Origin of the sequence: Caproiciproducens sp. CPB-2, from assembly GCF_036287215.1 — a bacterium.
In the GTDB taxonomy this organism is placed as follows: domain Bacteria; phylum Bacillota; class Clostridia; order Oscillospirales; family Acutalibacteraceae; genus Caproiciproducens.
Map to the genome: position 1 here is coordinate 594,774 of NZ_CP142860.1, position 16,061 is coordinate 610,834.

Genomic DNA, 16,061 nt, shown 5'->3' on the forward strand with positions numbered 1-16,061 from the left:
AGGAACGGTCGATAACGTGTTGACATTTGCCACTGAACTATGCTACAATAATAGCCGTCGCTAAAATGCGAGTGTAGTTCAGTGGTAGAACTCCAGCCTTCCAAGCTGGTCGTGTGGGTTCGATTCCCATCACTCGCTCCATGGGTATAAGCGCCAATAGCTCAGCTGGATAGAGCAACTGCCTTCTAAGCAGTAGGCCAGGGGTTCGAGTCCCTTTTGGCGCGCCATATATGGTGGATGTAGCTTAGCTGGTTAAAGCGCCAGTTTGTGGCACTGGAGACCGTGGGTTCGAATCCCATCTTCCACCCCATTTAAAAATTGGCGCGGGGCATAGCTGAGTTGTTCCGCGCTTCATATTGGGCTGTAGCCAAGGGGTAAGGCAACGGACTTTGACTCCGTCATTCCGTAGGTTCAAATCCTGCCAGCCCAGCCAATAGGGCCTGTCTGCGGGCGTTGTACGCGGACAGGCATTTGTTATTGACATTAGCTTCCAAAGCTGATATAATATACAAGCTGTTTATGAATCATTAGCTCAGTCGGTAGAGCACTTGACTTTTAATCAAGGTGTCCGGGGTTCGAATCCCCGATGGTTCACCAAAAGAACCGCATGAATACTGGATTTTTCCAGTTCATGCGGTTCTTTGTTTTCTATTTACGTAGTAACGACGTAGTAATTATGACATCTTCTCAATTGATGGCCGGAGTTTTTCGGCGGTCTGAAAAATGTAACTATCAATGTCTACCTGGAAGTCCGCATGGCCCATGATTGCAATGAAATCTTCTTCTTGCACCCCTGCTGCAGACATCATCGTCGCGCAGGTCCGGCGGCAAGCATGCGGGGTAAGACGGCGAACCCCGATTTCCTCCAATGTAGGATAAAAACAATTCTTGCGGAAATAGTTTGCCGTGTAAGGCATTCCGTTATCCCGGCAGAATATCGTCTGACCGTCCTTCTCCATCCATGCCAGCAGAATCGGAAGTACCTTGTGGTGGACCGGGACGATCTTGTTTTTTCCGGCGTCGGTTTTGATGCCTCCGTACAGAGCGTATTCTTTCCCGTGCTGGTGAACACTGAACCTATTCAGACTCAAAAATTCGGTGATGCGCAGACCGGTGTAATTCAGGAAAAGGACACAATCGGAAAATGGTACCTTCTCGGCACCGTTCAGACCAAAAGCAGCGTTCTCAATTTTCTTCCGCTCAAGTTCGTCCCAGCAGTCTTTTACGCCACCTTTGTCTTTCGGAAGATCGAGCAGCTCGGCCCAATTATCGTGGATGATATTATTCTTCATGGCGTACTTGCACAGCAGGCCCATCAGAGTCTTAATATCATGTAGCGCGGAGTATGACGCCGGTTTCAGCATGACAGGAATGCCGTCTTTCATAATCGGCTTTCCTTCTTTGTCCAGCTTCTGGCGTTCCTTCTGAAGCGTCTCAATGATATTCTGGACGACTTTCAAACCTGAAATTTATAACTGCTTCTGTTACGCCATACTTCTCAGCCATATCAGATTTGAATGAACGAAAGTCCCATGTCGTTTTAAGAAGTGATTGAACTTTCTTGATTTCTGGTAAAAGCGAGTAGTACGGTACTAAAAACTGAGCCGAGCCCTCATTCGCTTCCCATTCCCAGAATCCGGTGTTAGGCATTCTTTTGGACTTCATGTCCATACACGAAAAAGTATCGATCCCAAGATCCCGATGCTTTGTCATATGTATAATTTCATGCCCGCAATCGAAATTTTGCTCAATTGGCGTCCTGCTTTCATTCAAGACAACGGTATCAGTTTTCTCGCCTAATAAAATGGCCGCACAAAATCCATTTGTGTGAAATGAGTGATACTGAATATCAGCATGTCTGGAACAAAGGTCTACTGTATCTATCGGGAAAGAATCATAGTCAATACTGAAATAATCATGCAACTGATTTACAAAACTATACAACTCTAACTTTGTACTCCCCATTCCCATATGTACGCCTTTCCTATTTATTCTTTTCTTTGTGTGCTCTGTAAACCGTTAAAAGGAAATCCGCGTCATCCTTATCAAGGCCATACGGCTCGAGCCCCTTTTTGAGCCGGAAAAACGCTCCGTCCAGCTCCGATGAATCGGAGCTTTTTTGACGTCCTACAAGATAATCAAGGGAAACGTCAAAAAAGTCAGCCACAACTTTCAATTTTTCAGTGTTTGGAGAAGCCTTGTCCCATTTTACTATTGTCCCGTTTCCAAATCCAAGGGCCGCTTCTAAATCGGGCAGACTCATTCCCCTTTCGTTTGCAAGCTCACGAATTCTATCTCGTAACGTCATAAAAAGATCACTCCAATTTTACAAGAAAAAAATCTTGAAATATACTTGACAACAAGATAATAATCGTGTAGTATATGGGTATAGCAAGAACGAAATCGCTAAAACACCCTCGAATGCATATCGAAGCCCCCGCATTATATGCATTCACAAGATTATAATCTATTACATCAGTGATTATTATATTAGATTATAATCGCGTGATTGTCAATAGTTTTTGCAAAAATTTCTCGAAAGGAGGATTTATTTGCTGTACGAAAAGATTCAAAGCATTTGCAAGGATCGTGGAACAAACTTCGCGCAAATTGAAAAAGCCCTTGGGTTCGGGAATGGAACCATGCAAAAGTGGGATAAAGCTTCTCCCAGAATTGATAAGGTAAAATCCGTCGCTGATTATCTGGGAGTTTCTATAGACTTCCTACTTGATCGTTCTAAAACATCTCCGCAAGGGCAGAAACTCGCGGACGCTTTCGACGAACTCCCCCCGCAGAAACGCGATCTGGTTCAAAGGTACGTCGAGATGCTCAAAAATGAATGAAAAGGCAGGTGAAAAAATGGATAAGCAAGAACAAATCGCGCAAAAAATCGCGCGGCTACTTGAATCAGAAAAATGCACGGTAAATGAATCTCACAGCATTCTCCGGACAGTGGAGATTATTGTTCATGATTCAACCTTTACCGTGCAGGAAAAAAAGACCTAATCCTTCTTCAAATTGTCTGCAATGTCTCCAACGGATGAAAGAATGTCTTCTAAATTTACTGCGATTGTAGGCAAAGAACAAAAACTACATTCGCCATTGGCGATGTCATAAACACCGCAGCTATCTTTTACGCACTGCTTATCCCTAAACGGACACAGAAACAGCTCACTCATTTCACTCATTCCTCCTTTCTCCACAATTCTACAGCAGAAAGGAAAATTTTACAAGAAAGGAGTTTATAATGTCCGACTTAGTTTTTCTCGAACCTAACAAAATTGGCGCGGAGCCATTTACCACGTCAGACGTGATAGCGGAATGTACGGGAAACAACTACCGTTCCGTTCAGCGCACCATTGAAAAGCAAATCAAAGCCCTTGAAACATTCGGAAGGGTGCGATTTGAAATCACACCCTTTAAAACGCGCGGAGGCATTCAGAACAAGAAAATTTATCATCTGAATGAGTCTCAAGCAACGCTCCTGATTACATTTCTTAAGAACACGCCTGTTGTGGTGAAATTCAAAACCGAGCTTGTCCGACAATTTTATACCATGCGCACCGAGCTCCAGCGCCGCCAGATCGCAAAGCTCGACCGTAAGCCAATCCGCGAATCCCTTACCGATGGCATCAAGGCCCTGCCGGAAACTCCGCATAAATCAATGTGGTACAAACATTACACCGATCTGATTTACCGAATTGTAACCGGAATGAGTGCAAAACAGCTTCGCGAGGAGCGCGACGCGCCTCTGAAAGTGACTGCGTCAGATTATATGAGCGCGGAGGAAATCGAAGCGGTAGCCGCTATGGAAAATCGGGTGGCTGTGATGCTCGAAATGGGGATGGACTATCAGCAGATCAAGGCGGCGCTTGGAAATCTAAAAATAACGGCACATGCCGGATAGGGAGGGTGAAAAAATTGTCAGATCAAGAAATCCTCGCGATGGACAAGGTGCCGCCCCGCGCCGCTGCCAAATACCTCAGTGAAAGCCTATTGTCCGTGCATTATGGATTGCAACAGAGAACGGCACCATACGGATATGCTGTCAAACATCCTGGCGGGAAATGGACTTACAACATCAGTCCCGGCCTGCTCGTAGCCTACAAGCGAGGAACACTGAAAATTGAGGTACAAGCCTCATGACCGCCCTGTGCGCCCGCTGCGGCAAGCGCTGGATAATCAGTATCCTGCAGCATATACCCCGGAGCGGTTACATATGCCCGCACTGTGCCGTGAGGGACAGGCTGGTTAGGGCGGGGATTATTAAGGAAGGAGGGGAACGGGATGAAAATAGGTGAAAAAGACTGCGACCAGGTCGTCGTTACTTCCGATAGCGGCGAAGTGATCGCAGTGGTGTCCGACAAAGAAATTATCGAACACGACGGATACAAAGTGAAACTATCCTAAATTGTTTCCCTTGCTCCGATCGGGATTTGAACACGGAGTATCAACGTTGTTAATATTCCTGACATGATAATCTTCGTAATGACCGTTATTAATCGACTTTACAAACTGTTCGCGATTCATATTTCGTCCGGTCTGATTATCATGAAAGGTCTGGTTCCTTCCGTTTGGATCCTCTGTGTTTACGGTAACCCTTGGCTTTCCCATATGTTTCACCTCCTTTCCGACATAATTCCACTTCGGAAAGGAAAATATTTCAAGCAAAAGGAGTATCGAACATGTCGTTGGAAGAAAAACGCATTGATAAGCTGTACAAGCTGCTTCATCAGCTGGAGCGCACAGACCCGGATACCGCCGCCGTGCTTCGCTGGGCGATTTTCGAACTGGAAAGACAGTTTGCCAAATAGGGAGAGAAAAATGATCACGTCATATAAAAGAGGCCACTTAATTACTTACGACGGTGCGCGGTGGGTGTATGCCTCAGACGGTCATTCGATCACCGAAGAGCGTCCTTGCGTAAGATGTGGCAGGATGCCGACACCGGAGGGATACGACGCTTGCCTTGGATACGTTCCGGGCGCGACGTCGGCTTGTTGCGGGCACGGAGTAGAGCAGCCCTACATAATAAAAGAGCCAAGCAACCGGAGATAACGGCTACTTGGCGGGGACGCTTTACACTTTGCGATATGTTGTGTGGTTACACTTGGGGCATGGCGGCAAAGTATCGGTATCATCGTCCAGATGGACTATTTCGCCGCAGGTCGTGCACTGGTAATTACCTTTTCCGGGTTTCTCACCTGTTGAGTATGTCATAATAAGCACCTCCTTTCGACTTAATTCTACAATCGAAAGGAAATATTTTCAAGTCGGATGCGAAACAATTATTCACAAAAAAGGAGTGTTGAAATTGTCACCCTATGACTATCGAAATATATCGGATGCTTGCAAGTCGCTGGCGGAGATCTCGGACACGCTCCGGAAGGGGTTGACCCTGTACGCGCAGAGAAGCCCCGGCCAGACGCAACCGGCCGCCCGCCCCGAAGCGGACCCCGGACCGTATGACTGCCGGAGCTGCTGGTGCAATTCTTGTTCCGTGTCAGAATGCTGCCCGATTCTTGAAGGAAACCCTTGCGAGGATTGCCCGAAGTACGGCCGGTTATCAATCGCCCGCCCGCCGTGTGCCTGTTATTCAGAGAGGACGGATTGATTGATATGAAATACATATGCCGGACGCTGAGCATTGCGTATGCTCATGATCTGAATACGAACAAGTATGCCGTGCTCTTAGGCTGCACTTCCGACGGGGCCGGGGGCCTCTGTTATGACAGCAAGCTTGAATTTGACAACCCACTGGAAGCCTGGTCAATCTACATCATGAGAGCGGATGCCCTGCTGCGTCGGCGGCTGGGGGACAAGCTGGAAGCCGAGGGCAAGGACCGGTTCACCGGAGACAGGAGGACCGCATGAAACGTTATCAGATTCAGCGCCGCCCGCTTTTCTCCAATGGCGTCGAGTTTCAAGACTATCTGCGCTCGTTCGGAACCGTTCAGGAGGCGATCACCAGACTGTCATATGAAGAGGACAGGCACTTAGGGTACCTGTGGAGAATCAAACCAACAGAAAGGGAGGAAAAACAGTGCAGTTAATAGAATATCTGGCGATATGGTTATTTGCTCTTTTCGCGGTCGTCATGGTCCTGTTGATCGTTTCCGCCGTGCTTACCCATGAGGTGTGCGCGCTGCGTCGCGAAATTGAAAGACTGGAACGCAATACCAAGGATGCAATCGCCGCGGCGCTGCTCCGTATGTCGGGGAGGAATACATAATGGAAGACCTTGAAAAGCTGGCGGAAAGAGTATTTGCCACAACGGACCTTCCGGACCGGCCAAAGACCTGCAACTACTACATGTTCAACATCAGCCACCCGGTCATAGCAGAGCTGAAGCGCCGCTTCTGCGTCGCCCATGGAATCCACTGCAGTTTTCCGATGTCCGATCAGGAACGAACGCTGTTTGAGCTTCAGCTTTTAAACGGCGGCACGATCAAAGAAATCATCAAATTCTGTGAAGCGGATGAAGCCCGTCGAGCAGAAGAAAAATAAAGGAGGAATAATCATGGTTTTTACCAATAAAAACATAGTTGCCTTACATAAAAGGATGGATAAGGTCATGACGGACATGATCTACCTCGGCAGCAAAGCAAAGGTCGCGGATGTAAACGGTTCGCCATGGCTCAGTGACGGGATGGCTGCGGTGATTTACGACGAAAACAGCATTATTTTCGCAAATGAAAAAATGGAAGAAATTCAGGGAATTGAAGATTTGGTAATTTCAGGGCAAAGGCTGGCTTTTCTGCCAAATGCTCATTTGGAGTATCTTAAACCAAGTGGAAACTGCCTTGCGGCTAAACTTAAAGATGACCGTGGAAACAGTCTTTTAATCAACAATTTTTATTACCATCTCTTCGGGGAGAAATTTGATTTTAAACTGTATATTCCAGGAGATCGGGACGAACTTCAAACGCCGATCGTTTACGTGTTTTATCTGGACGAGCTGGTAGGTTTAATTTTGCCGATTACCAAGCCAAAAGAATGATCTATGCGCACTTTGAAAACAGCAATAAAAAAAGAATGACGGAGCGGTCGAAACGCTGCCGTCATTCTTATCCCTGCGGATGAAAAAACCTTATATAAATATTATACTCCGTAGGGTCAAAAAAGTCAAGAATGAAGCGGCTTCCTTGCCGCTTGAAGGCTTGATAAAAGTATTAGGTTTGCGACCAGATGGAGGTGACAGGGTGCCCTATCTGATAGAGTGTATCAAAACCGGTAGGGTAATCGAAACCCGGAAGAAATATTCCGCCAGATATCATGTGAAAGGGATTCCGAGAAGTGATGATATCAACATTACACCGGAAGCCATGGAGAAGATTAATCAAATCAATGCGGAACGATCTCTTCGGTGGCGTATCAATGAAAATTTCGAAGAGGGCGATTTTCACATGGTTGCGGGTTTCGAAGGGGAATACAATCCGGATCCTTTTGAAGCAAAAAAGTTGTTTGATAATTTCATCCGGAGAGCAAGGAACCTTTACCGTAAAGAAGGGCTTGAATTCAAATATATCTTTGCCATGGAGCGTGGCCAGCGTGGGCGGCGCAAGGTGCATTACCATGTGGTATGCAATTACATTGACCCGCGAAAGCTGAATGCGATCTGGCCATGGGGCCGATTGAAGTTTTTTCCTCTGGATGATACCGGTCAGTATGCCGATCTGGCGGAATACATCATCAAACGGACAAGCCATACATACAAAAGCGGGGAAAGCCCATATAAAAAAAGATTCAGCCCGAGCCGAAACCTGAAAATCCCGGAGCCGGAAAATGAAGTGGTTTCCCGGAAGCGCTGGCTGAAAGAACCGAAAGCTATCTGGGGGTACTACATCGAAAAGGACAAGACCGTCAACGGGATCAGCAAAGTGACCGGCTACCCGTACCAGTTTTACAGTATGGTCCAGATCAGGACCAGGCCGGAGCGAAAAAAGGTCAGAAAGAGGGAATAAAGATGCCTGAAAAAGTGAAATGGCTTGACCAGAATTGCCACATCTGCGGCGAGCAGCTTAATAGCTGGGATGCCCGATGCAGCAAAGCACTGGTTTATAAGAATCCGATCTGTGAAAAGTGTATCGCAAAAGAGTATGACAAAACGGTTGATGAACTGCGGGACACGATGGAAGACTATTTCGGGATGCGGCCATGTATGGGGATATGACATGAATGAGCCAGAGCATGAGCCAAATGAGCTTACCAAAAGACTTTTTGCAGAAGGATATACTCGTGAGAATTACCCTGATTATGTAAAACCGTACTTTTGGTTTTATGGCGGATTTACCTATACATTGGAGCATTTACGGAAAATGGTTTTTTCCACTCCGTGCGGATTGCTTGTTTCAGGTGACCACTTTACCAATGGCAGCATGTCGTACATGGGGATTGACTGGATACCTGAAAACGACAATCCAACAATCACCTGTCCGCGGTTCAGCCTGAAAGAACCATGTCAAATTAATCATGAATTATTGCGCGGATGCGGATTGCTGAGTAGATCGGGAAAAATTGTTTCTTGTGCGTGTCACCAGGTCAATGAGCCTTACGATTATGAACGCAGCTGTGATAAGGTGATCGATGACGTCAACAAAGAGAGTAACGAGCTTTTCGAGGAATTTAACATTCAAAAAGGTGGCCGAGCTTGCAGACTCCAAAGTTATTACGACAGGCATACCAAGCAATGGCACATGAATTACGATCCGCGAGGATGCGCTACGTATGGCTGCTCTTTCTGCAATGTGCTGCAAACCGAATTGTGTCACAAAAAAGGCAATGTGTACTATGACGAAATCGTTACTCACACCGAAAAGGGCAAGGGGCTATTCCCTGATAAAGTGGTGACCACGGCGACTAAAGGAAAAAAGCTGCTAAAACATCAGGCATCACTTACGCTCTGTGAAGCAATCGTAAAATACGCAAAGTGGAGAATCATAGAACAAAAAATGGGTTCGTATGAGCACAAGGAGCGGCTTAAAATCCGAAGCGATCCCAATTTTTCGGTGCAATACGTGAATTTCAGGGCAGAAAGTCGAGAAACCCGCGACCTGATGGACGATCTGGCGAATATCCAAGAAGGGATTGAAGTCGTCCATGCCAGCGATCAGCAGAAAGAAATTAAAGCCGCAAAGCACGAACGCCGGGTTTCCGCCCGCGAAGCTAAGAAAAACAAACTGAAAAAACGAATTTTTGAAGTCGGGTTTAGTGGACTGGATGAATTGGAACTTAGGCGTTATCAAAAGTGGTTTCGGCCTGAGGAAGAAGATGCAATTGTGGAAGAAATCGAAAGTAAGAAAATCCTTGAAAAAAGCCTAATAACGGGAGAACAAACCAAATTGTTTTAAGGCGGTGTGATATGAAAGATTACATAGAATTCCTCAAATCAAAAATTGATATTGCACAGGACAGCGGGTTTACCATTTCGCCGGATGAAGTCAACCCCATATTAAAACCTCACCAGCGGGATGCCGTGATGTGGGCGGTCAAAGGTGGCCGACGCGCCCTGTTTGAAGCCTTCGGGCTTGGGAAAACAATGCAGGAACTTGAATTCAGCAGACTCACAGCGGAACATACCGACGGGCAAAGCATGATTGTTTTGCCGCTGGGGGTGAAACAGGAGTTTTATGCCGATGCGGTCGACAAGCTGAAAATCAAGCCGCCGGAATACGTCCGTACCATGGAAGAGGTCAGGCACAATAAAAGTCAAATCCTCATGACCAACTATGAGCGGGTGCGGGACGGGGATATCGATCCGGCATACTTCAAAGCATCCTCAGGACTGGATGAAGCCGCGGTACTCCGCAGCTTTGGGAGCAAAACATATCAGGTGTTCCTTGATAAATTCAAAGGGGTGCCGTATAAGCTGGTCGCTACTGCGACACCGGCGCCGAATCGGTATAAAGAGCTGATACACTACGCCGGATTTTTAGAGGTCATGGATACCGGACAGGCCCTGACACGTTTTTTCAAGCGCGATTCGACGAAAGCGAATAACCTTACGCTGTACCCCGGAAAAGAAGATGATTTCTGGTTGTGGGTGTCCAGCTGGGCGCTGTACATCAGCAAGCCGTCCGACCTTGGTTATGATGATACCGGTTACGATCTGCCGCCGATGAAAGTCTATTATCATGAGCTGCGGGCGGACAACAGTACGGCCGGGTGTGACAGAGACGGCCAAATGAAAATGTTCCGGGAAGCAGCTCTTTCCCTGAACGACGCCGCCCGGGAAAAACGGGACAGTATCGGCCAGCGGGTGCAGGAAGCCGCGCGGATCATCAACCGTAGCCGATTTGAGCATTTCATCCTCTGGCACGATTTAGAGGACGAACGCAGGGCAATAGAAAATACATTCCCAAAGATGGATTATCATTACTGGCATGAATACCGGGATGGTAATAAAAAAGGCTTAGAACTATACGAACGGCATTATTCCGCTTATCACTATGCGGATGGACGGGATCGAAAACTATTTTGCGGACCAGGTGAAAAAATGGTCCTTCTCACACAAAAGCAAGACGCGCTGTTCGTATGGAGAAAATTCATTGATGACAGCGGGCAAAAGGGAATTAACTGCGCTGTGTTTCGTAATGAGGGTGAAATACAGTCATCGAAGCTTATTCTTGAAGCAATGTCCATAGCGTGGGGACGCTGGCCGGGAGAACGGTTATATACCTACGTTGATCCGGAAAAGATTCAATCCACCAATCCCGGTTATTGCTTTAAAATGGCTGGTTGGCATCAGTGCGGAAAAACCAAAGGTGGCCTTGTTATCCTGGAGGCAAATAAAGGCGATGTAAACGTTACTGAAATAATAGGGAGCCGCGGTTTATGTGAAATCTTCGGTTCGCAGGACCTTGACGTCCGGGAACAAAACACAATCGACTTTTCAGACGGCAAAATTCGTCTACTGGCAACAAAGAAAGAATTGTCCGGATCCGGATGCAATTTTCAGCGGTACTGTCACCGGGCGATATTCCTGGGGATTGATGATAAGTTCAATGATTTCATTCAGGCCATTCACCGAATTTACCGCTTCCTGCAAACTAAACAGGTCATTATCGACATTATCTACATGGACAGTGAAGCTGAAATCCTCACCAGACTGCAACGGAAGTGGAAGCAGTACGAAGAAATGGCGGAAAAGATGGCAGCCATAGTCAAAAAATACGGGCTTTCCGGTACCTCTATTCAAGAGAAACTGGAACGCCATATCGGGGTGAAAAGATTGGAAGTCAAAGGAAAGCATTTCACAGCGGTTAATAACGACTGCATTCTGGAAGCAGCAAATATGCCGGAAAACCGTGTTGATCTGATTCACACGTCGATACCGTTCGGAAATCATTATGAGTACACGGCCAGCTATAACGACTTAGGACACAATCCGGATTCGGAACGGTTCTTTGAGCAGATGGATTACCTTTCCCCGAACCTTCTTCGCATTCTGAAACCCGGCCGGGTGTTCGCGTGTCATGTTAAGGACCGTGTACTGTTCGGAAACACTACCGGTACCGGGATGCCGACGATTGAGCCATTCCACGCGCTGTGCATCGAGCATTATATGAAGCATGGTTTTCAGTATTTCGGCATGATTACGGTGATTACCGATGTTGTCCGCGAAAACAACCAGACGTACCGGCTTGGGTATACGGAGCAGTGCAAGGACGGGACAAAAATGGGCGTCGGATGCCCGGAATACATACTGCTGTTTCGCAAGCTGCCGAGCAATACCGGGAAAGCCTATGCGGACGTGCCGGTCGTGAAATCGAAAGAGGAATACTCGCTGGCACAGTGGCAGCTTGATGCGCACGCATTCTGGCGCACTTCCGGGAACCGGTTTTTAACCCGTGATGAAATCGCCGCTATGCCGATCAGCCAGTTACAGCGGACATTCAAAAAGTTTTCTAAGAGCAATATTTACGATTATCACGAGCATGTGGAAATCACGGAAGAATTAGGGGAGGCCGACCGGCTTTCAAAGACCTTTATGACGGCGCCGCCCGCCAGTTGGAACCCGGATGTATGGGATGATGTAAACAGGATGCGCACGCTAAATACCAGCCAGAGTCAAAAACGGCTGCAAATGCATGTTTGCCCGCTTCAACTGGATATCGTCGAGCGGGTAATCAGGCGGTACAGCAATGAGGGCGAAACGGTTTATGATCCGTTCGGCGGCCTGATGACGGTCCCTTACATGGCCGTGAAAATGGGCCGTTACGGCATTGGGGATGAACTGAACACAGATTATTTTCATGATGGAGTGGAGTATTTACAGTCTGCGGAAGCCGCCATAGACCAGCCGACGTTGTTTGACTTCATCGCCAGCGGCGCCGAACAGAAAGAAGGGGCTTGAAATGAATCACACTGAGGTTGCGAATACTCTTGAAACGGTGTACGGGTGGCATAAAGAGGATGATATCCCAATTACAATAGCCGCGCTACAGGCTGCTGCCGATGAACGAAAAATCGCATCCGGGGAGTATGCGCCGGTGGTGCATTGCAAGGATTGTGACCAGTGGCACGACAATTATTGCGACACGTTCAGTGCAGACGTTGAGCCGGATTTCTCCTGTGCGAACGGCGCTATAATGGGCGGAAAGGGCGGTGACATTCATGCCAAATGAAATGGCGAAATCTTTTCATGAGATAGCAAAATCAAAACGTATGCCGAACCCATGGAACCAGATCAGAGGGCGGAAGAATAACGCGCAAGGCCATATCTTTGAGGACCAGCTTAAAAAGGCGTGTCAAATCTACAGCATGGACCAGCGCGCAGAGGTCGACAAAATCCCGGAGCCGTTCCGGGTGCTGGAAAAGCTGAAAAACGGAATATTCAAAGGCCGGTTTACCGCACCCGCACAGCCGGACTTTCAGGGGACGCTTGCGGGCGGCGCGTCCATCGTTTTTGAAGCGAAGTACACAACAACCGATTCTATGGAAAGAAACGTACTTACGCCAGATCAGATGGATTCTCTGGAACATCATCACCACCTGGGCGCCGCGGCGTTCGTCTGTATCGGAATCGTAGACCAGTTTTTCACTATTCCATGGATTTACTGGCGTGATATGAAAAAGTATTACGGCCGTCAGTATGTAACACAGCGGGACATTCAGAATTGGAGAGTCCGCTTTTCCGGCGCCGTCCTGTTCCTTGACTTCGTGCATGATATTAAATCCTGCAGGGACAGCGGGGAGGGAAAATAGGTGGCAAAAGGTGAGAGCAGTTACCGGTATTGGAATCGATTGATGAATACCGCCAGCGGGCAAAAGGACAGGTCAAAAAGTAAAAGACCAAAACAAAAGCGGAAAGTGAGGAAGAACCATGAACAAAACAAAAATTGATTGGTGCGATATGTCATGGAATCCTGTCACCGGCTGCCGCCACAATTGCGAATACTGTTATGCAAGGAAAATTGCCAGGAGGTTCGCGGGGGGAGGTTACGAAAAAGAGATGGGAATGTTCATAGCTAAGTACAAAGAAAAAATATTTCAGCCACCATATGAACTTTCAGAGCCGCAGTTGGCAAAAACCAAAGATGAATGGTATCGTGAGGCCCCTTACCCGTTCGGTTTTGAACCCACATTCCACCGCTACCGTCTGGACGAACCAAAGCAGAAAACAAAGCCGCGAAACATATTCGTATGCTCAATGGCGGACCTTTTCGGTGATTGGGTGCCAGATGAATGGATTCGGGCCGTGTTTGATGAATGTATCGTTTCGGCTCCATGGCACCGGTATCTGTTTCTAACCAAAAACCCCGGACGCTATGACAGTGCTATTGATAATTACGCCGCGGAGGACAGAGGGTGCAGTGACACAACGGAATCTTTTGAAAACTGTTGGTTCGGTACTTCCGTGACAAGTCAGGCCGACGCCGAAAAAATAGAAACGCTTTCACGACTGCCGGAAGGCCACCGATTTTTAAGCATCGAGCCGATTTTAGGACCGGTCACTCTGAATCTTAAAAAGAACCGATGCCCCATTTGCGGATCGGATGAAGTCTATCGGGACAACCCGAAAACCTGTCAAGGGGAAAAGCCATGGTACTGTGACTGCTGCGGGATGTGGGAAAGTGAAGACGGCGCCGATCTGAAGCCTGATATCGATTGGGTAATCATCGGATCCGAAACCGGGAACCGAAAAGAAAAGGTCATCCCACAGCGGGCATGGATAGAAAGCATTGTTGCGGATTGCCGCGTGGCCGGAATTCCGGTCTTCATGAAATCCAGCTTAACCGATATTTGGGGCGCGCCGCTGATTCAAGAATTCCCGTGGGGTGATGCTCATGATTGACATATTACTGAGCGTCCGCCCGCGCTGGTGCCGCAAAATCCTTAAACGGGAAAAGCCGGTAGAACTCCGTAAGAGTCACCCGCTCATTGAAGGCGCTTTCCGCGTCTATCTGTACGAAACAAAGCAAGGCCGCGGGGCCGTAGTCGGGGAATGCATCTGCTTGGCGGTTGAGAGAGCCACCGAGCGAATATACAGCCCTGTAATGGTGGAAGGAAGCTGCCTGTCAATCGAAGAAATAGACACCTACGCGAACGGCCGGCCGGTTTACGGCTGGTACCTTGCCAAAATAACGGAGTACAAGCATCCGCGGCCATTGTCTGATTTTAACCTACAGCGGGCGCCGCAGAGCTGGTGCTACATTAGGGAGGTGGCATAAGACATGCCTGTGATTTACATCGCCGGTCCGATAACCGGGGTTGAGCATTACCAATGGAATTTCATGAACGCACAGGCACACCTTGAAAAGCTGGGATATTCCGTTTTCAATCCAGCGTTTATGCCGCCGGGACTTCCGCATGATTCGTATATGCCGATCTGCTACAGAATGATGGACGTCTGCGACTCGGTATATTTTCTTTCCGGATGGGAGCACAGCGAGGGTGCCGGGTTAGAATTCGAGTATGCAGCAGCCAAAAGGATGAAGATGCTTTTTGAGAAGGAGTGAAAACGATGGATAGTTTAACCAATGCAATCATAATAGTAAACCTTTTACCAAGCAATTATAGTTTACGAACCAATGAAGAAAAGGCGGTCGACAAAGTGGTTAAAGCTGCGGTTGCGTTTAATGTTACGAACCGCCGCGCCGTTCCGGAAAACGTCCGCAATCTGCTTGAAACAGTCCATGATCTGCGAAACGAAAATACAAGGCTGCGGACGGAAATTGAGCGCAAGAAAAATGCCGCCCCGGAAAACAATGATGCAGAGTTGTATTTGAATGCTTATAAGGACTTGCTAGAAAAATCTATAGAATTGAACAAAAAATTGCTAAAAGAAAAGGCCGAAAGCAATAAACCTTCAGCCTAAGATTATTTTATGTATGGAATACCTTTTGCTTCTTTTGTCATGCATTCCATTTCAATCCACCTAACAGTGAGGCCGATTAAACGCTTTAAGTCGACAATATCTTTATCTTCATGTTTTCGGATGTAATGAGTTTCATCGTTTCCTATCCAGACAGCCCGAGATGCAACTATTCTTAGATTCTCATTATTTATGTCTTGCGAAATGCATTGGGCAAGTGCTTTGTTCTTTATTGCTTCCGCTTCATCATCACTTTCACATGAGAGAACCAAATAATCTTTGACAAGAAATTCAATGGATTTTCTATACCCGATTCCGGCAATTTCATTTAGTCCATAGCATTCAGCAGAATTTGCTTGATTATAAATATCAACGAATTTTGAAGAAATTTCATTAATGTATTTTGAAAATGCGATAGGTACGGGAGGGTTTGGTGCAATAGTAAATACGGTGTCATCTTTTTCTTTTATAGAGGAAAATCCTCCAGTGTTGGCTTTTATAATTGTAACATCACAAGTTTTTATGAAAGAATTATGACACGCCCTGCATTCAAACATTAAATACAATTTTGAAAATTCGATATTTAAAAATCCCTGAATGTAAAACGGCTTAATAGCTTTTTTACAAATTGGGCATTCCTCTGGTTCGTAGTATAGTACGGTAGTAGACGATGAACTGTTAGACATCCTAGCACTTTCGCTAACCATTTTCATAAAAATCACCCTTAAGCTTTTATTGTCTAAAT

27 protein-coding genes and 5 tRNA genes are annotated in these 16,061 nt (G+C 47.0%); 26 read left to right on the forward strand and 6 right to left on the reverse strand.

The window, feature by feature from the left end; translation table 11 throughout:
- Nucleotides 1-67: 67 nt before the first annotated feature.
- From VXK30_RS02890 to VXK30_RS02910, 5 genes are all read left to right on the forward strand, one after another.
- Nucleotides 68-141: transfer RNA gene (locus VXK30_RS02890), tRNA-Gly, on the forward strand.
- A 9-nt stretch (nucleotides 142-150) separates the two neighbouring features.
- A tRNA-Arg gene (locus VXK30_RS02895) sits at nucleotides 151-227 on the forward strand.
- Nucleotides 228-233: 6 nt separating this feature from the next.
- Nucleotides 234-310, forward strand: a tRNA-His gene (locus tag VXK30_RS02900).
- 47 nt (nucleotides 311-357) lie between these two features.
- Nucleotides 358-433: transfer RNA gene (locus tag VXK30_RS02905), tRNA-Gln, on the forward strand.
- 88 nt (nucleotides 434-521) lie between these two features.
- A tRNA-Lys gene (locus tag VXK30_RS02910) sits at nucleotides 522-597 on the forward strand.
- 77 nt (nucleotides 598-674) lie between these two features.
- On the opposite strand, the gene VXK30_RS02915 is transcribed toward VXK30_RS02910, so the two are convergent.
- Genes VXK30_RS02915 through VXK30_RS02925 form a run of 3 tightly spaced genes read right to left on the reverse strand, consistent with a single transcriptional unit; the run spans nucleotide 675 to nucleotide 2,308 of the window.
- The gene (locus tag VXK30_RS02915; protein WP_275716014.1) at nucleotides 675-1,385 is read right to left on the reverse strand and encodes a tyrosine-type recombinase/integrase; all 711 of its coding nucleotides are present in this window, start codon (nucleotides 1,383-1,385) and stop codon (nucleotides 675-677) included.
- A 49-nt stretch (nucleotides 1,386-1,434) separates the two neighbouring features.
- Entirely contained in the window at nucleotides 1,435-1,971 is a 537-nt protein-coding gene (locus tag VXK30_RS02920) for an ImmA/IrrE family metallo-endopeptidase (RefSeq protein WP_275716016.1), read from the reverse strand.
- A gap of 13 nt (nucleotides 1,972-1,984) precedes the next feature.
- Complete coding sequence (locus tag VXK30_RS02925) at nucleotides 1,985-2,308, reverse strand: helix-turn-helix domain-containing protein (protein WP_275716018.1); 324 nt, start codon at nucleotides 2,306-2,308, stop codon at nucleotides 1,985-1,987.
- Nucleotides 2,309-2,552: 244 nt separating this feature from the next.
- Between VXK30_RS02925 and VXK30_RS02930 the strand changes: the two genes are divergently transcribed.
- The gene (locus tag VXK30_RS02930; protein WP_275716020.1) at nucleotides 2,553-2,843 is read left to right on the forward strand and encodes a helix-turn-helix domain-containing protein; all 291 of its coding nucleotides are present in this window, start codon (nucleotides 2,553-2,555) and stop codon (nucleotides 2,841-2,843) included.
- A complete protein-coding gene (locus VXK30_RS02935; RefSeq protein WP_275716022.1) occupies nucleotides 2,836-3,006 on the forward strand; it encodes a hypothetical protein in 171 nt (56 codons plus the stop codon). The genes VXK30_RS02930 and VXK30_RS02935 overlap by 8 nt, the downstream gene beginning before the upstream one ends.
- On the opposite strand, the gene VXK30_RS02940 is transcribed toward VXK30_RS02935, so the two are convergent.
- A complete protein-coding gene (locus tag VXK30_RS02940; protein ID WP_275716024.1) occupies nucleotides 3,003-3,188 on the reverse strand; it encodes a hypothetical protein in 186 nt (61 codons plus the stop codon). The genes VXK30_RS02935 and VXK30_RS02940 overlap by 4 nt on opposite strands.
- A gap of 59 nt (nucleotides 3,189-3,247) precedes the next feature.
- On the opposite strand from VXK30_RS02940, the gene VXK30_RS02945 reads away from it, so the two are divergent.
- The 4 genes from VXK30_RS02945 to VXK30_RS02960 all read left to right on the forward strand — a co-directional run bounded on the left by VXK30_RS02945 (nucleotide 3,248) and on the right by VXK30_RS02960 (nucleotide 4,814).
- The gene (locus VXK30_RS02945; RefSeq protein WP_275716026.1) at nucleotides 3,248-3,907 is read left to right on the forward strand and encodes a Rha family transcriptional regulator; all 660 of its coding nucleotides are present in this window, start codon (nucleotides 3,248-3,250) and stop codon (nucleotides 3,905-3,907) included.
- Nucleotides 3,908-3,921: 14 nt separating this feature from the next.
- Complete coding sequence (locus VXK30_RS02950; RefSeq protein ID WP_275716028.1) at nucleotides 3,922-4,146, forward strand: hypothetical protein; 225 nt, start codon at nucleotides 3,922-3,924, stop codon at nucleotides 4,144-4,146.
- A 141-nt stretch (nucleotides 4,147-4,287) separates the two neighbouring features.
- The gene (locus VXK30_RS02955) at nucleotides 4,288-4,410 is read left to right on the forward strand and encodes a hypothetical protein (protein WP_275716030.1); all 123 of its coding nucleotides are present in this window, start codon (nucleotides 4,288-4,290) and stop codon (nucleotides 4,408-4,410) included.
- A 275-nt stretch (nucleotides 4,411-4,685) separates the two neighbouring features.
- Complete coding sequence (locus VXK30_RS02960; RefSeq protein WP_275716031.1) at nucleotides 4,686-4,814, forward strand: hypothetical protein; 129 nt, start codon at nucleotides 4,686-4,688, stop codon at nucleotides 4,812-4,814.
- Nucleotides 4,815-5,079: 265 nt separating this feature from the next.
- Here the strand turns inward: VXK30_RS02960 and VXK30_RS02965 are convergent, their stop codons facing one another.
- A complete protein-coding gene (locus tag VXK30_RS02965) occupies nucleotides 5,080-5,253 on the reverse strand; it encodes a zinc ribbon-containing protein (RefSeq protein ID WP_329494537.1) in 174 nt (57 codons plus the stop codon).
- Nucleotides 5,254-5,619: 366 nt separating this feature from the next.
- On the opposite strand from VXK30_RS02965, the gene VXK30_RS02970 reads away from it, so the two are divergent.
- The 15 genes from VXK30_RS02970 (at nucleotide 5,620) to VXK30_RS03040 (ending at nucleotide 15,319) form a co-directional block, all read left to right on the forward strand.
- Complete coding sequence (locus VXK30_RS02970; RefSeq protein WP_275716035.1) at nucleotides 5,620-5,874, forward strand: hypothetical protein; 255 nt, start codon at nucleotides 5,620-5,622, stop codon at nucleotides 5,872-5,874.
- Nucleotides 5,871-6,053: a hypothetical protein gene (locus VXK30_RS02975; RefSeq protein ID WP_275716037.1), complete on the forward strand. Its 183-nt coding sequence runs from the start codon at nucleotides 5,871-5,873 to the stop codon at nucleotides 6,051-6,053. Before VXK30_RS02970 ends, VXK30_RS02975 begins: the two co-directional genes overlap by 4 nt.
- The gene (locus tag VXK30_RS02980; protein WP_275716039.1) at nucleotides 6,044-6,232 is read left to right on the forward strand and encodes a hypothetical protein; all 189 of its coding nucleotides are present in this window, start codon (nucleotides 6,044-6,046) and stop codon (nucleotides 6,230-6,232) included. The genes VXK30_RS02975 and VXK30_RS02980 overlap by 10 nt, the downstream gene beginning before the upstream one ends.
- On the forward strand, nucleotides 6,232-6,507 hold the full coding sequence (locus VXK30_RS02985; protein WP_275716041.1) for a hypothetical protein: 276 nt from the start codon (nucleotides 6,232-6,234) through the stop codon (nucleotides 6,505-6,507). The genes VXK30_RS02980 and VXK30_RS02985 overlap by 1 nt, the downstream gene beginning before the upstream one ends.
- 13 nt (nucleotides 6,508-6,520) lie before the next feature.
- A complete protein-coding gene (locus VXK30_RS02990) occupies nucleotides 6,521-7,000 on the forward strand; it encodes a hypothetical protein (protein WP_275716043.1) in 480 nt (159 codons plus the stop codon).
- Nucleotides 7,001-7,202: 202 nt separating this feature from the next.
- Complete coding sequence (locus tag VXK30_RS02995) at nucleotides 7,203-7,964, forward strand: rolling circle replication-associated protein (RefSeq protein ID WP_275716045.1); 762 nt, start codon at nucleotides 7,203-7,205, stop codon at nucleotides 7,962-7,964.
- A gap of 2 nt (nucleotides 7,965-7,966) precedes the next feature.
- Nucleotides 7,967-8,173: a hypothetical protein gene (locus VXK30_RS03000; protein WP_275716047.1), complete on the forward strand. Its 207-nt coding sequence runs from the start codon at nucleotides 7,967-7,969 to the stop codon at nucleotides 8,171-8,173.
- Nucleotide 8,174: 1 nt separating this feature from the next.
- Nucleotides 8,175-9,350, forward strand: a complete 1,176-nt coding sequence (locus VXK30_RS03005) for a hypothetical protein (protein ID WP_275716049.1) — start codon at nucleotides 8,175-8,177, stop codon at nucleotides 9,348-9,350.
- Nucleotides 9,351-9,361: 11 nt separating this feature from the next.
- On the forward strand, nucleotides 9,362-12,355 hold the full coding sequence (locus tag VXK30_RS03010; RefSeq protein WP_275716051.1) for a DNA methyltransferase: 2,994 nt from the start codon (nucleotides 9,362-9,364) through the stop codon (nucleotides 12,353-12,355).
- 1 nt (nucleotide 12,356) lies between these two features.
- Entirely contained in the window at nucleotides 12,357-12,626 is a 270-nt protein-coding gene (locus VXK30_RS03015; RefSeq protein WP_275716053.1) for a hypothetical protein, read from the forward strand.
- On the forward strand, nucleotides 12,616-13,206 hold the full coding sequence (locus VXK30_RS03020) for a Holliday junction resolvase RecU (RefSeq protein WP_275716055.1): 591 nt from the start codon (nucleotides 12,616-12,618) through the stop codon (nucleotides 13,204-13,206). The genes VXK30_RS03015 and VXK30_RS03020 overlap by 11 nt, the downstream gene beginning before the upstream one ends.
- Nucleotides 13,207-13,324: 118 nt before the next feature.
- Nucleotides 13,325-14,296 (forward strand): DUF5131 family protein, encoded by a 972-nt coding sequence (locus VXK30_RS03025; protein ID WP_275716057.1) that lies wholly within the window; start codon nucleotides 13,325-13,327, stop codon nucleotides 14,294-14,296.
- The gene (locus tag VXK30_RS03030; RefSeq protein WP_275716059.1) at nucleotides 14,289-14,672 is read left to right on the forward strand and encodes a hypothetical protein; all 384 of its coding nucleotides are present in this window, start codon (nucleotides 14,289-14,291) and stop codon (nucleotides 14,670-14,672) included. Before VXK30_RS03025 ends, VXK30_RS03030 begins: the two co-directional genes overlap by 8 nt.
- A gap of 3 nt (nucleotides 14,673-14,675) precedes the next feature.
- The gene (locus VXK30_RS03035; RefSeq protein WP_275716061.1) at nucleotides 14,676-14,960 is read left to right on the forward strand and encodes a DUF4406 domain-containing protein; all 285 of its coding nucleotides are present in this window, start codon (nucleotides 14,676-14,678) and stop codon (nucleotides 14,958-14,960) included.
- Nucleotides 14,961-14,965: 5 nt separating this feature from the next.
- The gene (locus VXK30_RS03040; RefSeq protein ID WP_275716063.1) at nucleotides 14,966-15,319 is read left to right on the forward strand and encodes a hypothetical protein; all 354 of its coding nucleotides are present in this window, start codon (nucleotides 14,966-14,968) and stop codon (nucleotides 15,317-15,319) included.
- A 2-nt stretch (nucleotides 15,320-15,321) separates the two neighbouring features.
- Here the strand turns inward: VXK30_RS03040 and VXK30_RS03045 are convergent, their stop codons facing one another.
- The gene (locus tag VXK30_RS03045) at nucleotides 15,322-16,029 is read right to left on the reverse strand and encodes a hypothetical protein (protein WP_275716065.1); all 708 of its coding nucleotides are present in this window, start codon (nucleotides 16,027-16,029) and stop codon (nucleotides 15,322-15,324) included.
- Between the last annotated feature and the right edge of the window lie 32 nt (nucleotides 16,030-16,061).